This is a genomic window from Gordonia bronchialis DSM 43247, from assembly GCF_000024785.1.
GTDB classification, from domain to species: domain Bacteria; phylum Actinomycetota; class Actinomycetes; order Mycobacteriales; family Mycobacteriaceae; genus Gordonia; species Gordonia bronchialis.
Genome location: NC_013441.1, coordinates 3,367,398 through 3,384,960, shown reverse-complemented (window position 1 = coordinate 3,384,960; position 17,563 = coordinate 3,367,398). Strand labels below are relative to the sequence as shown.

14 protein-coding genes and 2 pseudogenes are annotated in these 17,563 nt (G+C 67.3%); 12 read left to right on the top strand and 4 right to left on the bottom strand.

Annotated features, from left to right (window positions below):
• The 7 genes from GBRO_RS15695 to GBRO_RS15665 all read left to right on the top strand — a co-directional run bounded on the left by GBRO_RS15695 (position 1) and on the right by GBRO_RS15665 (position 6,332).
• On the top strand, positions 1 to 1,473 hold the full coding sequence (locus GBRO_RS15695) for a hemolysin family protein (RefSeq protein WP_012834878.1): 1,473 nt from the start codon (positions 1 to 3) through the stop codon (positions 1,471 to 1,473).
• Positions 1,463 to 1,804 (top strand): cytidine/deoxycytidylate deaminase family protein, encoded by a 342-nt coding sequence (locus GBRO_RS15690; RefSeq protein ID WP_012834877.1) that lies wholly within the window; start codon positions 1,463 to 1,465, stop codon positions 1,802 to 1,804. Before GBRO_RS15695 ends, GBRO_RS15690 begins: the two co-directional genes overlap by 11 nt.
• Complete coding sequence (gene era / locus GBRO_RS15685; RefSeq protein WP_012834876.1) at positions 1,801 to 2,709, top strand: GTPase Era; 909 nt, start codon at positions 1,801 to 1,803, stop codon at positions 2,707 to 2,709. The genes GBRO_RS15690 and era overlap by 4 nt, the downstream gene beginning before the upstream one ends.
• Positions 2,710 to 2,771: 62 nt before the next feature.
• Positions 2,772 to 4,184 carry a YhgE/Pip domain-containing protein gene (locus GBRO_RS15680; protein WP_012834875.1) on the top strand — a complete coding sequence of 471 codons (1,413 nt, stop codon included), beginning with the start codon at positions 2,772 to 2,774 and terminating at the stop codon, positions 4,182 to 4,184.
• A gap of 153 nt (positions 4,185 to 4,337) precedes the next feature.
• Positions 4,338 to 5,096: a DNA repair protein RecO gene (gene recO, locus GBRO_RS15675; protein ID WP_012834874.1), complete on the top strand. Its 759-nt coding sequence runs from the start codon at positions 4,338 to 4,340 to the stop codon at positions 5,094 to 5,096.
• 13 nt (positions 5,097 to 5,109) lie between these two features.
• Positions 5,110 to 5,940 carry an isoprenyl transferase gene (locus GBRO_RS15670; protein WP_012834873.1) on the top strand — a complete coding sequence of 277 codons (831 nt, stop codon included), beginning with the start codon at positions 5,110 to 5,112 and terminating at the stop codon, positions 5,938 to 5,940.
• Positions 5,937 to 6,332, top strand: a complete 396-nt coding sequence (locus tag GBRO_RS15665; protein WP_012834872.1) for a hypothetical protein — start codon at positions 5,937 to 5,939, stop codon at positions 6,330 to 6,332. The genes GBRO_RS15670 and GBRO_RS15665 overlap by 4 nt, the downstream gene beginning before the upstream one ends.
• Positions 6,333 to 6,344: 12 nt before the next feature.
• Here the strand turns inward: GBRO_RS15665 and GBRO_RS15660 are convergent, their stop codons facing one another.
• Positions 6,345 to 6,758, bottom strand: coding sequence for a Fur family transcriptional regulator (locus GBRO_RS15660; RefSeq protein ID WP_012834871.1), 414 nt, complete (start codon positions 6,756 to 6,758; stop codon positions 6,345 to 6,347).
• Positions 6,759 to 6,901: 143 nt separating this feature from the next.
• A pseudogene (locus GBRO_RS15655) lies at positions 6,902 to 7,249 on the bottom strand (ArsR/SmtB family transcription factor); the annotation flags it as partial.
• 144 nt (positions 7,250 to 7,393) lie between these two features.
• On the opposite strand from GBRO_RS15655, the gene GBRO_RS15650 reads away from it, so the two are divergent.
• Positions 7,394 to 7,948 (top strand): hypothetical protein, encoded by a 555-nt coding sequence (locus tag GBRO_RS15650; RefSeq protein WP_147290659.1) that lies wholly within the window; start codon positions 7,394 to 7,396, stop codon positions 7,946 to 7,948.
• On the opposite strand, the gene GBRO_RS15645 is transcribed toward GBRO_RS15650, so the two are convergent.
• Complete coding sequence (locus tag GBRO_RS15645; protein WP_012834868.1) at positions 7,949 to 9,490, bottom strand: M28 family metallopeptidase; 1,542 nt, start codon at positions 9,488 to 9,490, stop codon at positions 7,949 to 7,951.
• 139 nt (positions 9,491 to 9,629) lie between these two features.
• Here GBRO_RS15645 and GBRO_RS15640 point away from each other — a divergent pair, with 139 nt between their 5' ends.
• From GBRO_RS15640 to GBRO_RS15630, 3 genes are all read left to right on the top strand, one after another.
• Complete coding sequence (locus GBRO_RS15640) at positions 9,630 to 11,021, top strand: glycine--tRNA ligase (RefSeq protein ID WP_012834867.1); 1,392 nt, start codon at positions 9,630 to 9,632, stop codon at positions 11,019 to 11,021.
• Positions 11,022 to 11,165: 144 nt separating this feature from the next.
• Complete coding sequence (locus GBRO_RS15635; RefSeq protein ID WP_041919927.1) at positions 11,166 to 11,648, top strand: cold-shock protein; 483 nt, start codon at positions 11,166 to 11,168, stop codon at positions 11,646 to 11,648.
• 37 nt (positions 11,649 to 11,685) lie between these two features.
• Positions 11,686 to 12,963 carry a deoxyguanosinetriphosphate triphosphohydrolase gene (locus GBRO_RS15630; protein ID WP_012834865.1) on the top strand — a complete coding sequence of 426 codons (1,278 nt, stop codon included), beginning with the start codon at positions 11,686 to 11,688 and terminating at the stop codon, positions 12,961 to 12,963.
• A gap of 13 nt (positions 12,964 to 12,976) precedes the next feature.
• Here the strand turns inward: GBRO_RS15630 and GBRO_RS15625 are convergent.
• A pseudogene (locus GBRO_RS15625) lies at positions 12,977 to 15,187 on the bottom strand (glycoside hydrolase family 3 C-terminal domain-containing protein).
• Positions 15,188 to 15,277: 90 nt separating this feature from the next.
• Between GBRO_RS15625 and dnaG the strand changes: the two are divergent.
• A complete protein-coding gene (gene dnaG, locus GBRO_RS15620) occupies positions 15,278 to 17,197 on the top strand; it encodes a DNA primase (RefSeq protein WP_012834864.1) in 1,920 nt (639 codons plus the stop codon).
• Positions 17,198 to 17,563 lie beyond the last annotated feature (366 nt).

Sequence of the window (17,563 nt, the reverse complement as noted above, 5' to 3'; positions counted from 1 at the left end):
GTGCCCGACGACATATGGTTCGTCGTCGCGGCGATCATCCTGATCACGATCGGCGGGCTGTTCGCGGCCATCGACAGCGCGGTGTCCACGGTATCGATCGCCCGCGTGGAGGACATGGTCAAAGAAGGCCGGGCGGGGGCCCGTCGGCTGGCCACCATCCTGTCCGCGCGGGGCACCTACGTGGGACTCGCGGTGCTGCTGCGAGTGGTGTGCGAGACCGCCGCGGTCGCGCTGATCGCGCTGAGCGCCACCGACACCCTCGGTGTCACCTGGGGGCTGGTCGTCGCTATCGGCGGCATGGCCGTGGTGTCCTATGTGGCGGTCGGGGTCGGGCCGCGCACGCTCGGGCGGCAACACGCCTACACCATCGCCCTCGCCTCGGCGGTGCTGCTGTCGGTTCTCGGGGTGTTGCTCACGCCGGTGACCCGGCTACTGATCCTCATCGGTAACGCCCTCACGCCGGGCCGCGGTTACCGCAACGGCCCGTTCGCCACCGAGGTCGAGCTGCGCGAGGTGGTCGACCTGGCCGAAGCCAGCGGGGTGGTGGCGGCCGGGGAACGCCGGATGATCCAGTCCGTCTTCGACCTCGGCGACACGTCGGCTCGTGAGGTGATGGTGCCACGGCCCGAGATGGTCTGGATCGAGGCCGACAAGTCGGTCGCGCAGGCCACCAATCTGGCTGTGCGATCCGGCCATTCGCGGATCCCGGTGATCGGGGAGAACACCGACGACGTGCTCGGCGTGGTCTACCTCAAGGACGTGGTGGCCAAGACCGCCGCAGGCCGCGGGGCGCCGTCGACGCTGACGGTGCGCGACGTGATGCGCGAGGCCGAGTTCATCCCGGACTCCAAACCACTGGACAAGGTTCTCGCCGACATGCAGCGCACCCGCAATCACATGGCGATGCTGGTCGACGAATACGGCGGCATCGCCGGACTGGTGACCATCGAGGATGTGCTCGAGGAGATCGTCGGTGAGATCACCGACGAATACGATCTCGACGAGGTCGCCCCGATCGAGAAACTCCCCGACGGCGCCTACCGGGTGTCGGCGCGTCTGCCGGTGGAGGATCTCGGTGAACTGTTCGACATCGAGATCGACGACGACGAGGTGGAAACGGTCGGCGGACTGGTGGGTCTGGAACTGGGTCGCGTCCCGCTGCCGGGTGCTCGCGTCGCCTCCCACGGACTCGAGCTGGTCGCCGAGGGTGGGCCGAATCGGCAAGGGCGCCAGCGCATCATCACCGTTCTCGTCACACGCGTGGCGTCGGCGGACGATGGCGCCGACGACGATCCGAGTGAGCAGGACGGGGGCCCGTCCGATGCGTTGTCCGACACATCCCGTGCGGTGCAGCACGCCTCGTCGACGGACGCCGATGAGACAGTGCACGGCCGGCAGGATCACGACCACGCCGGATCGATGGCGCATGCGTCCCGGTCCGGCCCGAGAGCAAGGACCGAACGTGACCGTTGACCTCGGCGACGAGGATCGCAAGTTGGTGGTGCTCGCCCGCGGTGCGCTTGCCCGCGCGGAGGCGCCCGCGGGGGCCGCGGTGCGTGATGCGGACGGCCGGACCTACGCCGGCGCCGACGTGCGCACCGCGTCGCTGACGTTGTCCGCGTTGCAGGTTGCCGTCGCGACCGCATTATCGAGCGGTGCAACCGGTTTCGAAGCCGCCGTGCTGGTGAACGGCAGTGCCGACGATCCCGGGCTGGCCACGTTCGCCGAGATCAGCCCGGACGCTCCCGCCTACCTGACCGACGCCGCCGGCACGCCCACCGAGCGTCTGGAACCCGGGCGATGAGCGAATTCCGTTCCGGCTTCGTCTGTTTCGTGGGCCGGCCGAACACCGGCAAGTCGACTCTGACGAATGCGCTGGTGGGGGAGAAGATCGCGATCACGTCCAATCGGCCGCAGACCACCCGTCATGCCATCCGCGGCATCGTCAATCGTCCCGACGCACAGTTGATCCTGGTCGACACACCCGGCCTGCACCGGCCCCGCACGCTGCTCGGCCAACGGCTGAACGACCTCGTGCAGGACACCTTCGCCGAGGTCGACGTCATCGGTGTCTGCGTGCCCGCCGACGAGAAGATCGGCCCGGGGGACAAGTGGATTGTCTCGCAGGTTCGCCATATGGCGCCCAAGACGACGGTCCTGGGCATCGTCACCAAGATCGACCGGGTGGGTCCGGAGAAGGTGGCAGCCCAACTACTCGCACTCTCGAAGTTGCTCGGCCCGACCTCCGAAGTGGTTCCGGTATCGGCGAAGTCGGGCAAACAGGTCGACGTCCTCACCGATGTGCTGGTGTCGCTGATGCAACCGGGTCCCGCGTTCTATCCCGAAGGCGAGCTCACCGACGAATCCGACGATGTTCTGATGGCCGAGTTCATCCGGGAAGCCGCGCTCGAAGGTGTCCGTGACGAGCTGCCGCACTCACTGGCCGTCGTCATCGAAGAGGTCATCGAGCGTGACCGCGAGCCGGATCAGCAACCCATGCTCGACGTGCACGCGATCCTCTACGTCGAGCGGGACAGCCAGAAGGGCATCATCATCGGGCACAAGGGAGCCCGCCTGAAAGAGGTGGGCACGGTGGCCCGTGCCCAGATCGAGCGGCTGCTCGGCGCCCGGGTCTATCTCGATCTGCACGTCAAGGTCGCCAAGGACTGGCAGCGCGACCCCAAGCAACTCGGCCGGATGGGTTTCTGACGCGCGGTCACGTGTGACAGGGTTGCCTACTGTACATGCGGCGGTAGGGACCGGAGGGGCACATGGGTAAGCACGAAGATGGTGCGCAACCGACGCAATCCGTCGTCGGTGACGGCGATCATGCCGCGCCGGAGACCGAGGCGGAGGCCGGGCGCACCATCGCCGGGGTCGTCGGGTCGCCTCGGTTCTGGTTGCTGCCGACCGCGCTGGTGGTGGCGCTCTTCTGTCTGATGGCCGCGCTGTACATGGCCGCGGTGGCCAATCCGGAGGAGCACCTGCACGACTTCCCGATCGCTTTGGTGAACGAGGACACCGGCGGTCAGCTCGACAACGGTGACGGCACCAAGACGCCGCAGAACTTCGGCAATCAGGTCGCCGACGGCATCATCTCGTCGGCTGCGAAGAGCGGGATCGTCATCCACCGCACCGACCGCACCACCGCGTTGAACGAGCTCGGTACCGGCAAGGTGTACGGCGTGGTGATCATCGAGACCGGGTTCACCGACAAGGCGATCTCCCTGGGACAGGCGACGGTGCTGACCAACAAACCGTCGTCGCCGTCGATCGGCATCTACATCAATCGCGGGTCGGGGGCGTTCGCGTCGGCGGTCACCACGACCTTCGCCGACCGCGTGCGCAACCAGGTCAACGAGGAGTTCGGTGCGCAGCTCACCAGCACCGTCCGGGCGCAGCTGATCAAACTCGACGTGCCGTTCACCGGTGCGGCCCAGGTGGCCCTGGCCACTCCGGTGCAGGTCTCGGTCATCGAGCCGACGCCGCTGCCGGGAGGCGCCGGAAATGGGTTGTCGGCGTTCTACTTCACGCTGCTGTTGATCCTGGCGGGCTTCACCGGCGCGATGATGGTCAGCATCCTGGTCGACGGGATGCTGGGGCAGACACCCATCGAGTTCGGCCCCTTCTATCAGCTTCGGGCCCGGCTGCCGATCTCGCGGTGGGGAACGCTGGCCGCCAAGTGGACCATCATGTTGCTCGTGTCGTTCGTGCAGTCGGCGCTGTTCATCGCCGTCTGTGCGGCCGTCGGTACCTCGCTGCCGAATGCGTTTGCACTCTGGGCGTTTTCGGTGCTCGCCATCTTCGCGGTGGGGGTGAGCGCGAGTTCGATGATGGCGGTGTTCGGCAATCCGGGGCTGATCTTCAACCTGATCTTCTTCGTGGTGTTCGGCCTCCCGTCGTCGGGCGGTCCGCTCCCGCTGGAGGCCAGTCCGCGAATCTTCGCCTGGATCGCGGCGGTCGAACCGATGCACGTGGTCTATCTGGGTGTGCGGTCCATCCTGTATTTCGACGCCGACCTGAGCGCCGGTCTCGCCCGCGCCACCATCCAATCCTTCGTCGGCCTGATCCTGGGCGCGCTGCTCGGTTGGGCGGGTGCCAAGTACTACGACCGCAAGGGTTGGCACCGCTACGCGGGAGCGATGACGTTGCCGCCCCGGCTGGATCGGATGATGAACGCGTGATCTGTGCACTGAATCTGTACGTCACGGCTCGTGGCACTGGATAGTCCAGTTGGGGACCGTGCCGAGTACAGATTCCGACGGAGTGTTTTCAGTCATGGCGCCCGGCCGGTATGTCGGGCGCGCAGTGTCTGTCCGCGGTGGAACAATGTCGGCGTGAGGTTCTACCGGGATGAGGCGGTCGTGCTGCGCCAGCACAAGCTGGGCGAGGCCGATCGCATCATCACGCTGCTGACCGCCGAGCACGGACTGGTGCGGGCGGTGGCCAAGGGGGTGCGGCGGACCCGGTCCAAGTTCGGTGCGCGTCTGGAGCCGTTCGCGCATGTCGATGTGCACCTGTATCCGGGCCGCAACCTCGATGTGGTGACCCAGGTGCACAGTCTGCACGCCTACAGCGATGCCATCGCCGCCGACTACGGCCGCTACACCACGGCGTGTGCCGTGCTGGAGACGGCGGAGCGGCTCGCCGGCGAGGAACGCGCACCCGCCCCGCAACTGCACCGGCTGACGGTGGGGGCACTGGCCGCTCTCGCCGAGGATCGCCGTCCGCGCGAGCTGATCCTGGACGCGTTCCTGTTGCGCGCGATGCATTGCGCGGGGTGGATGCCTGCCCTTGACGAGTGCGCCCGCTGCGCCACACCGGGACCGCATCGGGCTTTTCATGTCGCCGTCGGTGGCGCGGTGTGTCTGCACTGCCGTCCGCCCGGCGCCGCGACACCCTCGCCGGGGGTGCTCGATCTCATGGATGCGCTGTTCCGTGGTCAGTGGGAGCACACCGTCGACGCGGGGACCTCGCTGCGTCGCCAGGCCAGTGGTCTGACCGCGGCGCATCTGCAGTGGCATCTGGAGCGTCAACTCCGAACCCTGCCGCTCATCGAACGATCCGCGCCCCATAGGCTGGTGGAGACGGCGTGAGAGGAGTCGGTTGATGGCATTGCGGCCCGGTGGCTCGGCACGCCGACGGCAATCGGAGACGTCGGCCGCCAAACCGCGGACCGTCCGGCCGCCCGATCCCCATCCCAGCGGTGCCCGCCCGCCGGCGATCCCATCCGAGTTCGTCCCCCGTCACGTCGCCCTGGTCATGGACGGCAACGGACGCTGGGCCACCGATCGCGGATTGCCGCGCACCGAAGGCCACAAGCGGGGCGAAGCGGTCCTGATGGACACCGTGTGCGGATGTATCGAACTCGGGGTGACGTGGCTGTCGGCCTATGCCTTCTCCACCGAGAACTGGTCGCGCAGTCCCGACGAGGTGCGGTTCCTGATGGGGTTCAACCGCGACGTGATTCGCCGCCGGCGCGACGAGATGAACGAGATGGGTGTCCGAGTGCGGTGGGCCGGGCGCCGACCACGCTTGTGGCGCAGCGTGATCCGTGAACTCGAGGTCGCCGAGGAGCTCACCCGCGACAACACCGTGATGACCCTGACGATGTGTGTCAACTACGGCGGCCGGGCCGAGATCGCCGACGCCGCACGGGAAATCGCTCGTCGCGCGGCCCGGGGCGAGATCGATCCGGAACGGATCTCGGAGTCCACCTTTGCCCGCTACCTCGACGAGCCGGACATGCCCGATGTCGATCTCTTCCTGCGTCCGTCGGGTGAGCAGCGCATCTCCAACTTCCTGCTGTGGCAGTCGGCGTATGCCGAGATGGTCTATCAGGAAAAGCTGTTTCCCGATTTCGACCGGCGCGATCTGTGGGCCGCCTGTCTCGAATATGCCTCGCGGGACCGTCGTTTCGGTGGGGTGAAGCCGCAATGACCGAAGCGCTACTGGCGAAGGTGGCCGGTCTGGCCGCCGAGATCGGCACGGTGGAGGCGCTCGACGCCGAGTCGTTCATGGTCCGGCTGGGTTCGACGAGCGCGTCGGTCCGTGTGCTCGCTCTCGCCGAGGGGCTCGATGTCCTGGCGATCACCCAGCTGATCGCGCTCGACCTGCCCAACACCGACGAGCTACGCCGCGACATCGAGGACTGTGGTGCGCAGTTGAGCTTCGGCAGTTTGCGACGGTCCGATCCCGACGGTGTCACCACAGATGTGTTGCAGTACTACACGTTTCCGGTTGGGGAACTCGGCGACGTCCCGTTGCTGACGGTGCTGCACATCGTGCTGTCCTCGGGTGCCGACGCGGCTGCGCGTCTGGTCGGGGGCTGACCAGGCGTCGGATCAGCTTCCCTCGCTGCACGCGGGGCAGTATCCGAACACCTCGACAGTGTGGTTGATGCCGGTGAACCCGTGCTCGGAGGCGATACGCGTCGCCCAGCGCTCCACCGGCTCGGCCTGAACCTCGACGGTGGTTCCGCAGGACCGGCACACCAGATGATGGTGATGGCCGTCCGAGCAATGGCGGTAGCGGGTTTCCCCGGAACCGTCCCAGAGCACGTCGATCTGACCGGACTGGCTGAGCGCCTGCAGATTTCGGTACACCGTGGTCAATCCGATGGATTCGCCGCGGGCACGCAATTGATCGTGGAGTTCCTGCGCCGAACAGAAATCGTCGGTGGCGGCCAGGGCGTCGGCGATCGCGGCACGCTGACGCGTGGAGCGGATACCGGTGACCGGGCGACTCGTGGTGCTCATCGGGCGTCCACCGAGGTATGGGCGGCGGTCGGGGTTGCGGTCGCAGACGAATTGGTCCGAGCGGAATTGGTCCCAGCGGAATCGGTAGCAGCGGAATCGGGAGCAGCGGCATCAGGGGCAACGGGATCGCTGTCAGAGTCGTCGGTGGCAGCGGGGGCTGCTGCGACGGGTTCGGTTGTGGGCTCTTCCGTCGCGTGCACGAGGGCATCGTCGACGATGTGCACGATGTGATGATCGACCAGCGAGTACATGATCTCGCGACCATTGCGTTCACCGCGGACCACGCCGGCGTCCTTGAGGACACGCAAATGCTGGCTGACCAGCGGCTGGCTCAACTCGAGTTCGCCGACGAGTTCATGCACACAGCGGGACTCGGAGCCCAACGACTGCACGATCGCGATGCGTGTCGGAGACGCGAGCGCACGCAGGAGTTCGCTGGCCGCGGTCCGTGCCGAGGTAGATTGACGACGATCGAGTTCGTGAGCCGACATGCATGACCTTCTTGTCGTGGGTTCCACGTCGATCTTATCGGAAGCGATTGTCAAAGAGTTGCGACCGTCGCGTACCCACGGGGGTGGGATCGGTTCGGAGGGGAGCGAGTGTCGTTGGCGGGATCGGCAGCACCGTCGTCAACCGTGTCACGGCGGGGACGCACACCGGTGTTCCTCGGGTTGGTGCTGTGGCTCGTGGCGATTGCCTACTTCCTCCTGCCGGTCACTGTGTGGGTGTTCGATGCGGTCATTCTGGCGGTGATGTGGATGTTCGGCATCGCCGGAATCATCTGCGTCGCGATCGGCGCCATCTGCCGGCACAGGGTCGTCGCGGGTGTCGTGGCGGTCACCGTCATGGTTCTGATCACCGCGGCGGTCGGGCAGTGGTGGTCGCTCTCGCCACGTGGTTGGTTCGCCACCCACCGCACGCTCTATGAGCGGGCGCTGCGCGTCGAGCCGGGAGACGGCTACTACGGGCGGGCGCTGCCGTGGCATCTGCGATTTCTCACGGTCAACGGTCGGGTCTCGGGCCGCGGGGACATCCGGTTCTTCCCGCTGTGGATCGGTGTGCCCGACGACGCCGGTGGATACCTGCACACCTCCGGCAGATCCCCGGCGGGAGTCGACATGTACGGCATGCCGTGCACCAATCCCGTCGCCCTAGGCGGCGACTGGTGGATGTGCGGGGTCAAGGGCTGATCAGCGAGGCCGGCGCTGCCGCTCCGCCGGGCCGGGTACACCATCGGGCCCCGCGGTGGACAACGCGTAGGTCGCTACGCCATAGGCCACCGCGGACACGTTGATCCCGAAGATGTCGCGGTTGACGTTGGCCACGGTGTCGCCGGGCGAGTGGTAATGCGCGTCGAAGGGTTGGCCCGCGGTACCGCCCCACAGTCGGGCCTGTTCGGGCGTTTTGATGCCCTCGGCGCCGGTGAGGACTCCGCCGGCCGGCACACCGATCTCGATGAAGGGACCGTAATCGGACCGGCCGTCGAAGTCGGTCGGGGCGTCGACGATCTGCCGACCGCGATAGAAGGTGTCATAGAAGCGGGTGAACACCCGCTCGATGCCTGCCGAACCAGTGGGGCCGGGCCCGGCACCGTCGCGGGCCGAGTCGTCGCCGTCGTAGACGAAGAAGCCGCCGTTGGGGGAGCCGAGCATGTCGAAGTTGAGGTAGAGCGCGAGTGCCCGCCGTTGCTGATCGTCGAGCGATTCGACATAGCGGGTGGACCCGATGAGCCCGTCCTCCTCGGCTCCCCAGAAGGCGAAGCGCACCGCATGGGGTACGCGCGGAGCCGACCCGAGGCGTAGTGCGGTCTCGAGGACTGCCGCGGTGCCGGTGCCGTTGTCGTTGATGCCCGGCCCGGCCTCGACACTGTCGAGGTGTGCCCCGGCGAGCACCACATCCGACGGGTCGCCTGTGGTGGTCTGCGCGATCACGTTGCGGGACACGATCTTCCTGGTCTCCGCCGTCACCGCCAGGCTGATCGAGCGGGCATGGGTGATGCGCTCGGCGTCGCCGGAGGCGACCCCGACGACCGGTATCGTCGGCGGATTCTCGGTACCGAGGGTCGCGCCGGAAAGTTTCTCGGGCGCGTTGTTCACGATGATGACCGCCCGGGCCCCTGCGGTCTGTGCGGCACGTGCCTTGCGGACGAACTCGCAGCCGCCACGGGTGATCACGGCGACGGAATCACGCACGCTCGCCGGGAAATCGTTTGCAGCGCAACCGAGTCCGCCGACCACGACCGGCGCACCGGTGACCGGCGCGCGACCGGTTCCCGGCGAGTACTCGAGGACGGTCGCCTCGACGGCGGCCCCGTCGGCGCGCAGGTCCACCGGACCGGCGTCATAGCGGGTGTAATCGAATGCCGGTGTGCTGACCCGGAATCCCGCCGCACGCAGCAGGCCCGCGACGTAGTCGACTGACGCGTCGTAGCCGGGGGTGCCCGCCGCCCGGTTGCCGTGGTTCGCGCCGGCCACCGTCTGCAGGGCCTCGACATGACGCATCACGTTGTCGAGCGTGACCGCGCGGGCGAGCGAATCGGGGGTCAGCACATCGACCGGCGCGGGCACCTGCGGCGACGACGCGCGCGGTGTCGATTGCTCCCTCGACTCCGACGTGTCGTGGGTCGGGCATGCCGCGAGGGCAAGAGCGACGATCAGCATCATTATCAGCGGGCAGAGACTGCGTGGCACCGCAAACGCCTCGGCCGCCGGCTTTCGCTTCACGCAGGTCATGATAGGACGGCGATTCTCCGCCGGAGGTGACTGTGATTCTTCACCGAAGGTGGCGGCGGCTACCCTGTAAGGGTTGCCGGTCACAGCATGTGACGGCACACCAGACCATCCCCGAGATGCAAGTGGAGAGCGAATCATCGTGGCCGCCGCCCAGTCCAATCGAGTCGAAGCCGTCGTCAACCTGGCCAAGCGCCGAGGTCTGGTGTTCCAGTGCGGTGAGATCTACGGCGGGACCAAGTCGGCCTGGGACTACGGGCCACTCGGTGTGGAACTCAAGGACAACATCAAGCGGCAGTGGTGGCGCACCATGGTCACCAGCCGCGACGACGTCGTGGGCCTCGACTCGTCGGTGATCCTGCCGCGGCAGGTGTGGCAGGCCTCCGGCCACGTGGAGGTGTTCACCGACCCGCTGGTGGAGTCGCTCTACACGCACAAGCGTTACCGCGCCGACCATCTGATCGAGAACTACGAGATCAAGCACGGCCATCCGCCGGCCAACGGACTCGCCGACATCAACGACCCGGAGACCGGTCAGCCCGGCAAGTGGACAGAGCCCAAGGCGTTCAGCGGTCTGATGAAGACCTTCCTGGGCCCGGTCGACGACGAAGAGGGCCTGCACTATCTGCGTCCGGAGACCGCGCAGGGCATTTTCATCAACTTCAAGAACGTGATGACCACGGCGCGTAAGAAGCCGCCGTTCGGTATCGCCCAGATCGGCAAGAGCTTCCGCAACGAGATCACCCCGGGAAACTTCATCTTCCGTACGCGCGAGTTCGAGCAGATGGAGATGGAGTTCTTCGTCAAACCCGGCGAGGACGAGCAGTGGCATCAGTACTGGATCGACCATCGCTTCGACTGGTATGTCCAACTGGGAATCGACCCGGAGAATCTGCGCCTCTTCGAACATCCCAAGGACAAGCTGTCGCACTACTCCAAGCGCACCGTCGACGTGGAGTACAAGTTCGGCTTCGCCGGCAACCCGTGGGGTGAGCTCGAAGGTGTGGCCAACCGCACCGACTTCGACCTGTCCACGCACGCCAAGCACTCGGGGGAGGATCTCAGCTTCTTCGACCAGGCCAGCGGGGAGCGCTACACCCCCTTCGTCATCGAACCCGCGGCCGGCCTGACCCGCTCGTTGATGGCCTTCCTGTGCGACGCCTACACCGAAGAGGAAGTGCCGAATGCCAAGGGCGGCACCGATACTCGTACGGTGCTCAAGCTCGACCGGCGACTCGCGCCGATCAAGGTGGCGGTACTGCCGTTGTCGCGCAACGAGAAGCTCTCGCCCAAGGCCCGCGACCTCGCCGCCGAACTGCGGCAACACTGGAACGTCGAGTTCGACGACGCGCAGGGCATCGGCAAGCGGTATCGGCGCCAGGACGAGATCGGTACGCCCTTCTGTGTCACCGTGGACTTCGACACCCTCGACGATCAGGCGGTCACCATCCGGGAACGCGACACGATGAGCCAGGAGCGGGTGGCGCTCGACAAGGTCGCCGAGTACCTCGCCGGCAAGCTGATCGGCGCCTGATCTCTGTCTGATCTCCGCCGCTCGGCAGTGGTTCCCGACGACGGTTGCGCCTGACCTGCGGTTGTCTGTCACAATTGACGGTGAGTTTGTCGTGCGAGCGGACAAGGGGTTCGTCTTCGCCGACGGAGGAGAGTGAGTGCAGTCGTGGCGGTCAGCGGGAAAGTCGTTCATTACGACACGAATCGGGGGTTCGGGTTCCTGGCACCGGAGTCGGGTGGTGCTGATGTGTTCTTGCACATCAACGACATCGACATCGACGAGAGCTCGCTGAAACCGGGTGCCAAGGTGTCCTTCGACGTGGAGGAGACCGACCGCGGTGCCAAGGCCGTGAACGTCGCCGTCACCGAGGAGGCCCCCGCCGACGAGCAGGCCGGTGCCCGGGCACATCGTCGCGATGAGCATCACGGCCGCGGACACGGGGATCGTGGCGATCGCGGGCACGATCGGGGCCATCGCAGCGAGCGGCGTCCGCGTGGCGGGTCCGGAACGCTGGATGCGGCCGCGTTCACCGAGGAACTCACCGAGCTGCTGCTCGACTCCTCCGACGACCTGACCGCGGCCCAGATCGTCGCGATCCGTCGTCGGATCACCGACTTCGCGGTCGCACGGGGCTGGGTGCTTGACTGAGCTCCCCACCGCGAACCCGTCGACCGGAGGGGGCCACGTGGCGCCGCCGCAGGCGAGTTACGGCCTCGAGGCCGTGGAGCGGATCATCCCGGAGGGCGCCAAGGTGGCGAGCCTCCCGGGCACGCGTACCGACCATCGAAGTGACTTCGCCCGGGACCGCGCACGCGTCCTGCATTCGGCCGCGTTGCGGCGTCTGGCCGACAAAACGCAGGTCGTTGGCCCGCGTGAGGGCGACACGCCGCGCACGCGGCTGACCCATTCGCTGGAGGTCGGGCAGATCGGCCGCGGTATCGCGATCGGTCTGGGTGCCGAACCCGACCTCGTCGAACTCGCCGGTCTGGCCCACGACATCGGGCATCCGCCCTACGGGCACAACGGTGAGCGGGCGCTCGACGAGGTGGCCGCCGACCACGGCGGCTTCGAGGGCAATGCCCAGAACCTGCGCATCCTGGCCCGCCTGGAACCGAAGCTGCTCGACGACCGGGGACGTAGTGCTGGACTGAACCTGACCCGCGCCTCCCTGGACGCCACGCTGAAGTATCCGTGGCCACGCCGGGCACCCGGCACCAAGTTCGGAGCCTACGACGACGATCTGGAGATCCTGAACTGGATCCGCCGCGATGCGCCGGCGGGCAAACAGTGCATCGAGGCGCAGATCATGGACTGGTCCGACGACGTCGCCTACTCCGTGCACGACCTCGAGGACGGGGTGATCGCCAACCGGATCGATCTGCGTACCCTCGCCGACCCGCAGGACCAGAAAGCGCTGGCCGAGATCGGGCTGCGCGAGTTTCCCGGTCTCGACATCGAGGCACTGACCGACGCCGCGCAGCGGTTGTCGCGGATGGAGATCGTTCGTGCCGTGGGCGCCTTCGACGGCACCCTGGATCACTACGTCGCGCTCAAACGGCTCACCAGTGAGCTGATCGGACGGTTCGCGTCGGCGGCCATCACCGGTACCCGCGCGGTGGTGGGGGATCGTCCGGTGGCGCGCTACGACGCGGATCTGACGGTGCCGCAGATGGTGGCCGCCGAGGTTCTGATGCTCAAGACGCTGGCGTTGCGGTTCATCTTCTCCAACGAGCGGCACAAGGCGACCCAACAACGTCAGCGGGAACGAATTCACCGGGTGGCGTCCTGGTTCATGGCCGCCGCGCCCGGCGGACTGGATCCGGTCTTCGTACCCGCCTGGAACGCGGCCGACGACGACGATGCCCGCATGCGCGTCGTCGTCGACCAGATCGCGTCGATGACCGAGGGACGACTCGAGCGGACCGACAAGCAGAACTCGGGGGCGCAGGCGCACCTGGGCTGAGCCCGGGAGTCGTTCAGTGCCCGGCGTTGGCCCGATCGAGGATCTGCTGGAGCATCTCGCGCGAGAGCAGGCCCCCGGAGAAACCGACGAGTCGCCCCAGCGGTACCGACTCCATCATCGCCGCCACATCGACGCCGAAGGCGGAACCTCCACCGTCCCCACCACCGAACATCGCCCCGACGATGGATTGAAGGCCCTCGGCCGCAACAGGATCGGCGAGCGCCTCGCCGATCGACGATTCCAGTGTGAGCGGGACGCGGATGTCGTCACCGGCGATGCCGACCGTCGCGCACAGCCGGATGTCGCGACTCGACGCCCCCACCGACACCCGGTATGTGCCGCCCTCGACAACGAACTCGTGAACGCGAATGTCCCAGTACGCCAAGCTGTCCCGATCGATGTGCAGCATCACCTCGGCGGTGTCGCCGGCGCCGAGATCAACCGTGGCGAACGCCTTGAGTTCGCGCGGTGCGCGCACGACGCTCGCGTCATCGACTCCCACGTAGACCTGTACCACCTCGCGTCCGGAGACAGCGCCGGTGTTGGTGACCGCCAGCGACACCGCGATCCCCGAATCATCCTCGGACACAACGAGATCGCGATAGTCGAACGTGGTGTAGGACAGTCCGTGACCGAAGGGGTGGGCGACGTCGAGGTCGCGCGCGTCATACCACCGGTATCCGATGTAGAGACCTTCGCCATAGGTGACATGTCCGTGTTCGCCGGGAAAGGAGAGGTGGGCCGGGGTGTCCTCGATGCGACGGGGCAGTGTCTCGGCCAGCCGGCCCGACGGGTTGACCGCGCCGTACAGGACATCGGCGATGGCCGATCCGACCGCCTGGCCGAGCAGTGCCGCATCCACGATCGCCGGTGCGCGCAGCGGTGTCACGCGCAGCGCACCGCCGTGGCAGAGCACCACGACGGTGGCGGGATTGGCGTCGAACACGGCGGTGGCGAGGCCGAGCTGATCGTCGGGTAACTCGATGGTGGAGCGGTCGAAACCCTCGGATTCCTGACCGTCGGCCAGACCGAGAAACAACACCACGCGGTCGGCGGAACGCGCCGCCGCCTCTGCTTCGGTGCGCAGTTGTCCCGAGGGCTGCCCGTCGAGGCGGTAGCCGGCCGCAAAGCCGACCTCGTGCTCGGCGAAGGCGCGGATGGCGTCGAGTGGGATGTCGACCCGGGGCGCGTTCACATGTGACGACCCGCCACCCTGATAGCGCGGCTGCGCCGCGAGTGCACCGATCACGGCGACCGATGTGCTGCGCTGCAAGGGCAGCAGGTTGCCGTCGTTGCGCAACAGGACGATCGCCCGGGTGGCCGCCTCGTGGGCCAGCGTGTGATGGGCGTCGAAGTCGATCGGTGGTGCCGGCTCGGTCGCAGCGCGTTCCACGAGGCGCGTCACCCGCTGCGCCGACGACCGCAGTGCCGCGACCGCGAGTTCGCCGGAGGTCACCGCGGTCACCACCTCGGCGTCGGAGGCCTCGCCGGGGAACGGCATGGTGAGGTCGAGTCCCGCGGCCAGTGCGCGCACCCGGTCGGCCACCGCTCCCCAGTCACTGACGACGGCGCCGTCGAAGCCCCACTGTTCGCGCAGGATGGTGGTGAGCAGCTCGCGGCTCTGGCTTGCGGGGACACCGTTGATGCGGTTCTAGGAGCACATCACCGTCCACGGCTGTTCGGTGGTGACGATGTGCCGGAAAGCCCGCAGGTACAGCTCGTGCAGCGTGCGTTCGTCCACGTCGGCGCTGATCCGCATGCGGTCGGTCTCCTGATTGTTGACCGCGAAGTGCTTCAGCGACGCCCCTACGCCACGGCCCTGGAGACCACGGACCCAGGCCGCGCCGAGCCGTCCGGTGAGGAACGGATCCTCGGAGAAGTACTCGAAGTTGCGTCCGCCCAGCGGCGAACGCTTGAGGTTCACACCCGGTCCGAGCACCACCGACACCCCTTGGGCGCGGGCTTCGTCGGCGATGGCCGCGCCCACCCGCTCGGCGAGATCCACATCCCAGGTCTGGGCGAGTCCCACCGCGGGCGGAAAGCAGGTGGCGGCAACGCTGCCCGACAAGCCCAGGTGATCGCTGGCACCCTCCTGCTTGCGCAGCCCGTGCGGGCCGTCGGTGAGCATGATGGACCCCAGCCCGCCCTCGGGTTTGGTGGTCCAGAAATCTAGGCCGCTGGTGAGCTTGGCCTGCTGCTCGACACTGTGGTGGTGGTCGGTCATCGGGTCTCCTTCGCCGGTGCGGTCCACACCGACGGTAGCCGGTGTGAAGCTCTGCGCCGGTCACCCGCAGTCGGTCACTACACTGGTCGCGTGGCAGGCCGAATTCCCGATCGCGATATCACGGCAATCCGTGACCAGACGCGCATCGAGGACATCGTCGGCGAGTACGTCGCCCTGCGTCGGGCCGGTGCCGACAGCCTCAAGGGACTGTGCCCCTTCCACGACGAGAAGACACCGTCGTTCCACGTCCGCCCCAACCACGGACACTTCCACTGCTTCGGGTGCGGGGAAGGGGGCGACGTCTACAGCTTCCTGCAGAAGCAGGAGCACGTCAGTTTCGTCGAAGCCGTCGAACAGCTTGCCGACCGCATCGGCTACCGCATCAACTACGAGGGCGGCGGTACGGCGATCAAACGCGATCGCGGCACCCGGGCCCGGCTCGTCGCTGCCAACGCCGCGGCGCACAAGTTCTATGTGGCGGCGCTGCAGACTCCGGAGGCGCAGAAGGCGCGCGACTACCTGACCGAACGTGACTTCGATGCGGCCGCTGCTGCGCAGTTCGGGTGCGGGTATGCCCCCGATGGCTGGGACACGATGAGCAAAGCCCTTCTGTCGCAAGGATTCGAGTTCAGCGAGCTGAAGGCTGCCGGGCTTTCGACGGAAGGCCGCAAGGGGCCGATCGACCGGTTCCGGCGCCGCCTGCTCTGGCCGATCCGCAATCTCGGCGGCGACATCATCGGATTCGGGGCCCGCAAACTCTTCGACGACGACACCATGGGCAAGTACATGAACACGCCGGAGACCATGCTGTACAAGAAGTCTCAGGTGTTGTTCGGTCTCGACCACGCCAAGAAGAACATCGCCCGCGGGCATCAGGTGGTGGTGGTGGAGGGCTACACCGACGTGATGGCGATGCATCTGTCGGGTGTGACCACCGCCGTCGCGTCCTGCGGTACCGCATTCGGCGAGGATCACCTGTCGCTGATCCGCCGGCTGATGATGGACGACTCGTACTTCCGTGGCGAGGTGATCTACACCTTCGACGGCGACGACGCGGGAAAAGCTGCGGCGCTCAAGGCTTTCGAAGGTGAACAGAGCATCTCCGGGCAGACGTTCGTGGCGATCGCGCCGGACGGTATGGACCCGTGTGAGCTGCGCCAGGCCAAGGGCGATGCGGCCGTGCGCGATCTGATCGCGCGGCGTGTTCCGATGTTCGAGTTCGCGATCCGGACGCTGCTCACCGAGCACGACCTCGACACCGCAGAGGGGCGGGTGCACGCCCTGCGGGAGGCGGTCCCGGTGGTGGCGCGCATCAAGGACATCGCCCTGCGCGACGAGTACGCGAGGCAGCTGGCCGGCTGGGTCGGCTGGGAAGAGGTCGGTCAGGTGCTCGCGCGCGTACGTGAGGAGGGCGCAAAGGTGCAGCGCACCAGCGTGTCCCGGGATCGGTCCACCACGGTCAACGGGGCGCGGCGCGGACGTCCGGAGGGTGAGTCGCGTCCGGTGATGGCGCGGCCGCTGGCCACCGATCCGCGGCTGTGGCCGCAGCGGGAGGCGCTCAAGGCGGCGCTGCAGTACCCGGGTATCGCCGGCACGGTCTTCGATTCGCTGCCGGTGGAGTGCTTCACCGAGCCGGCGTATGCGGCGGTGCGGCAGGCGATGACGGCGCTGGGCGGGACGTCGTCGGGGCTCGGTGGTGCCGGGTGGGTGGATGCCGTGCGCACCGCCGTCGACGACCAGTCGATCGAACCGCTGGTCACCGAACTCGCCGTGGAGGGCATGCCGGTCGACGAGGACAACATCCCGCGCTACATCTCTGGCGTCCTGGCGCGACTGCAGGAGGTGTGGGTGGGTGCCCAGATCGCCGACATCAAGTCGCGACTTCGGCGCATGGCGCCCGGCGAGGACCCCGACGGCTACAACGCCGTCTTCGGTGATCTGGTGGCGCTGGAGGCCTACCGGCGCAGCCTGCTGGAGCAGGCCGTCGGGCCCGTTGTCGAGGCGGGATGAGCAGGTCGCCCCGCTGCTGGTCGAGCCGCGACCGTTGAGCGAAGCCGCCGAGCTGAGTAGCACCATGCGAGGAACGAGCCTGGTGCGTATCGAAGTCGCGACGGCCGCGCGCCGAAACCATCAGCGACACAGGCGTATCCGCAACTACCAACCCTCGGGGTCAGGCAGCGGCCGAGCGCACCCCTGGACGCAGTTCCTCCGGGAACATGGGCCGATGCGGGTCGTCGGCGTTGTATCGGCATCCTCCGGCGTAGGTGTGGGCACCCTCGCACCGATCCGGTACCGGGCCTGGACGGCCCCAGATGTGCTGACTCATTGTTCGCCTCCCCTTGAGCTCCCGGCGATTTACCCAGTATCGGGGCAACC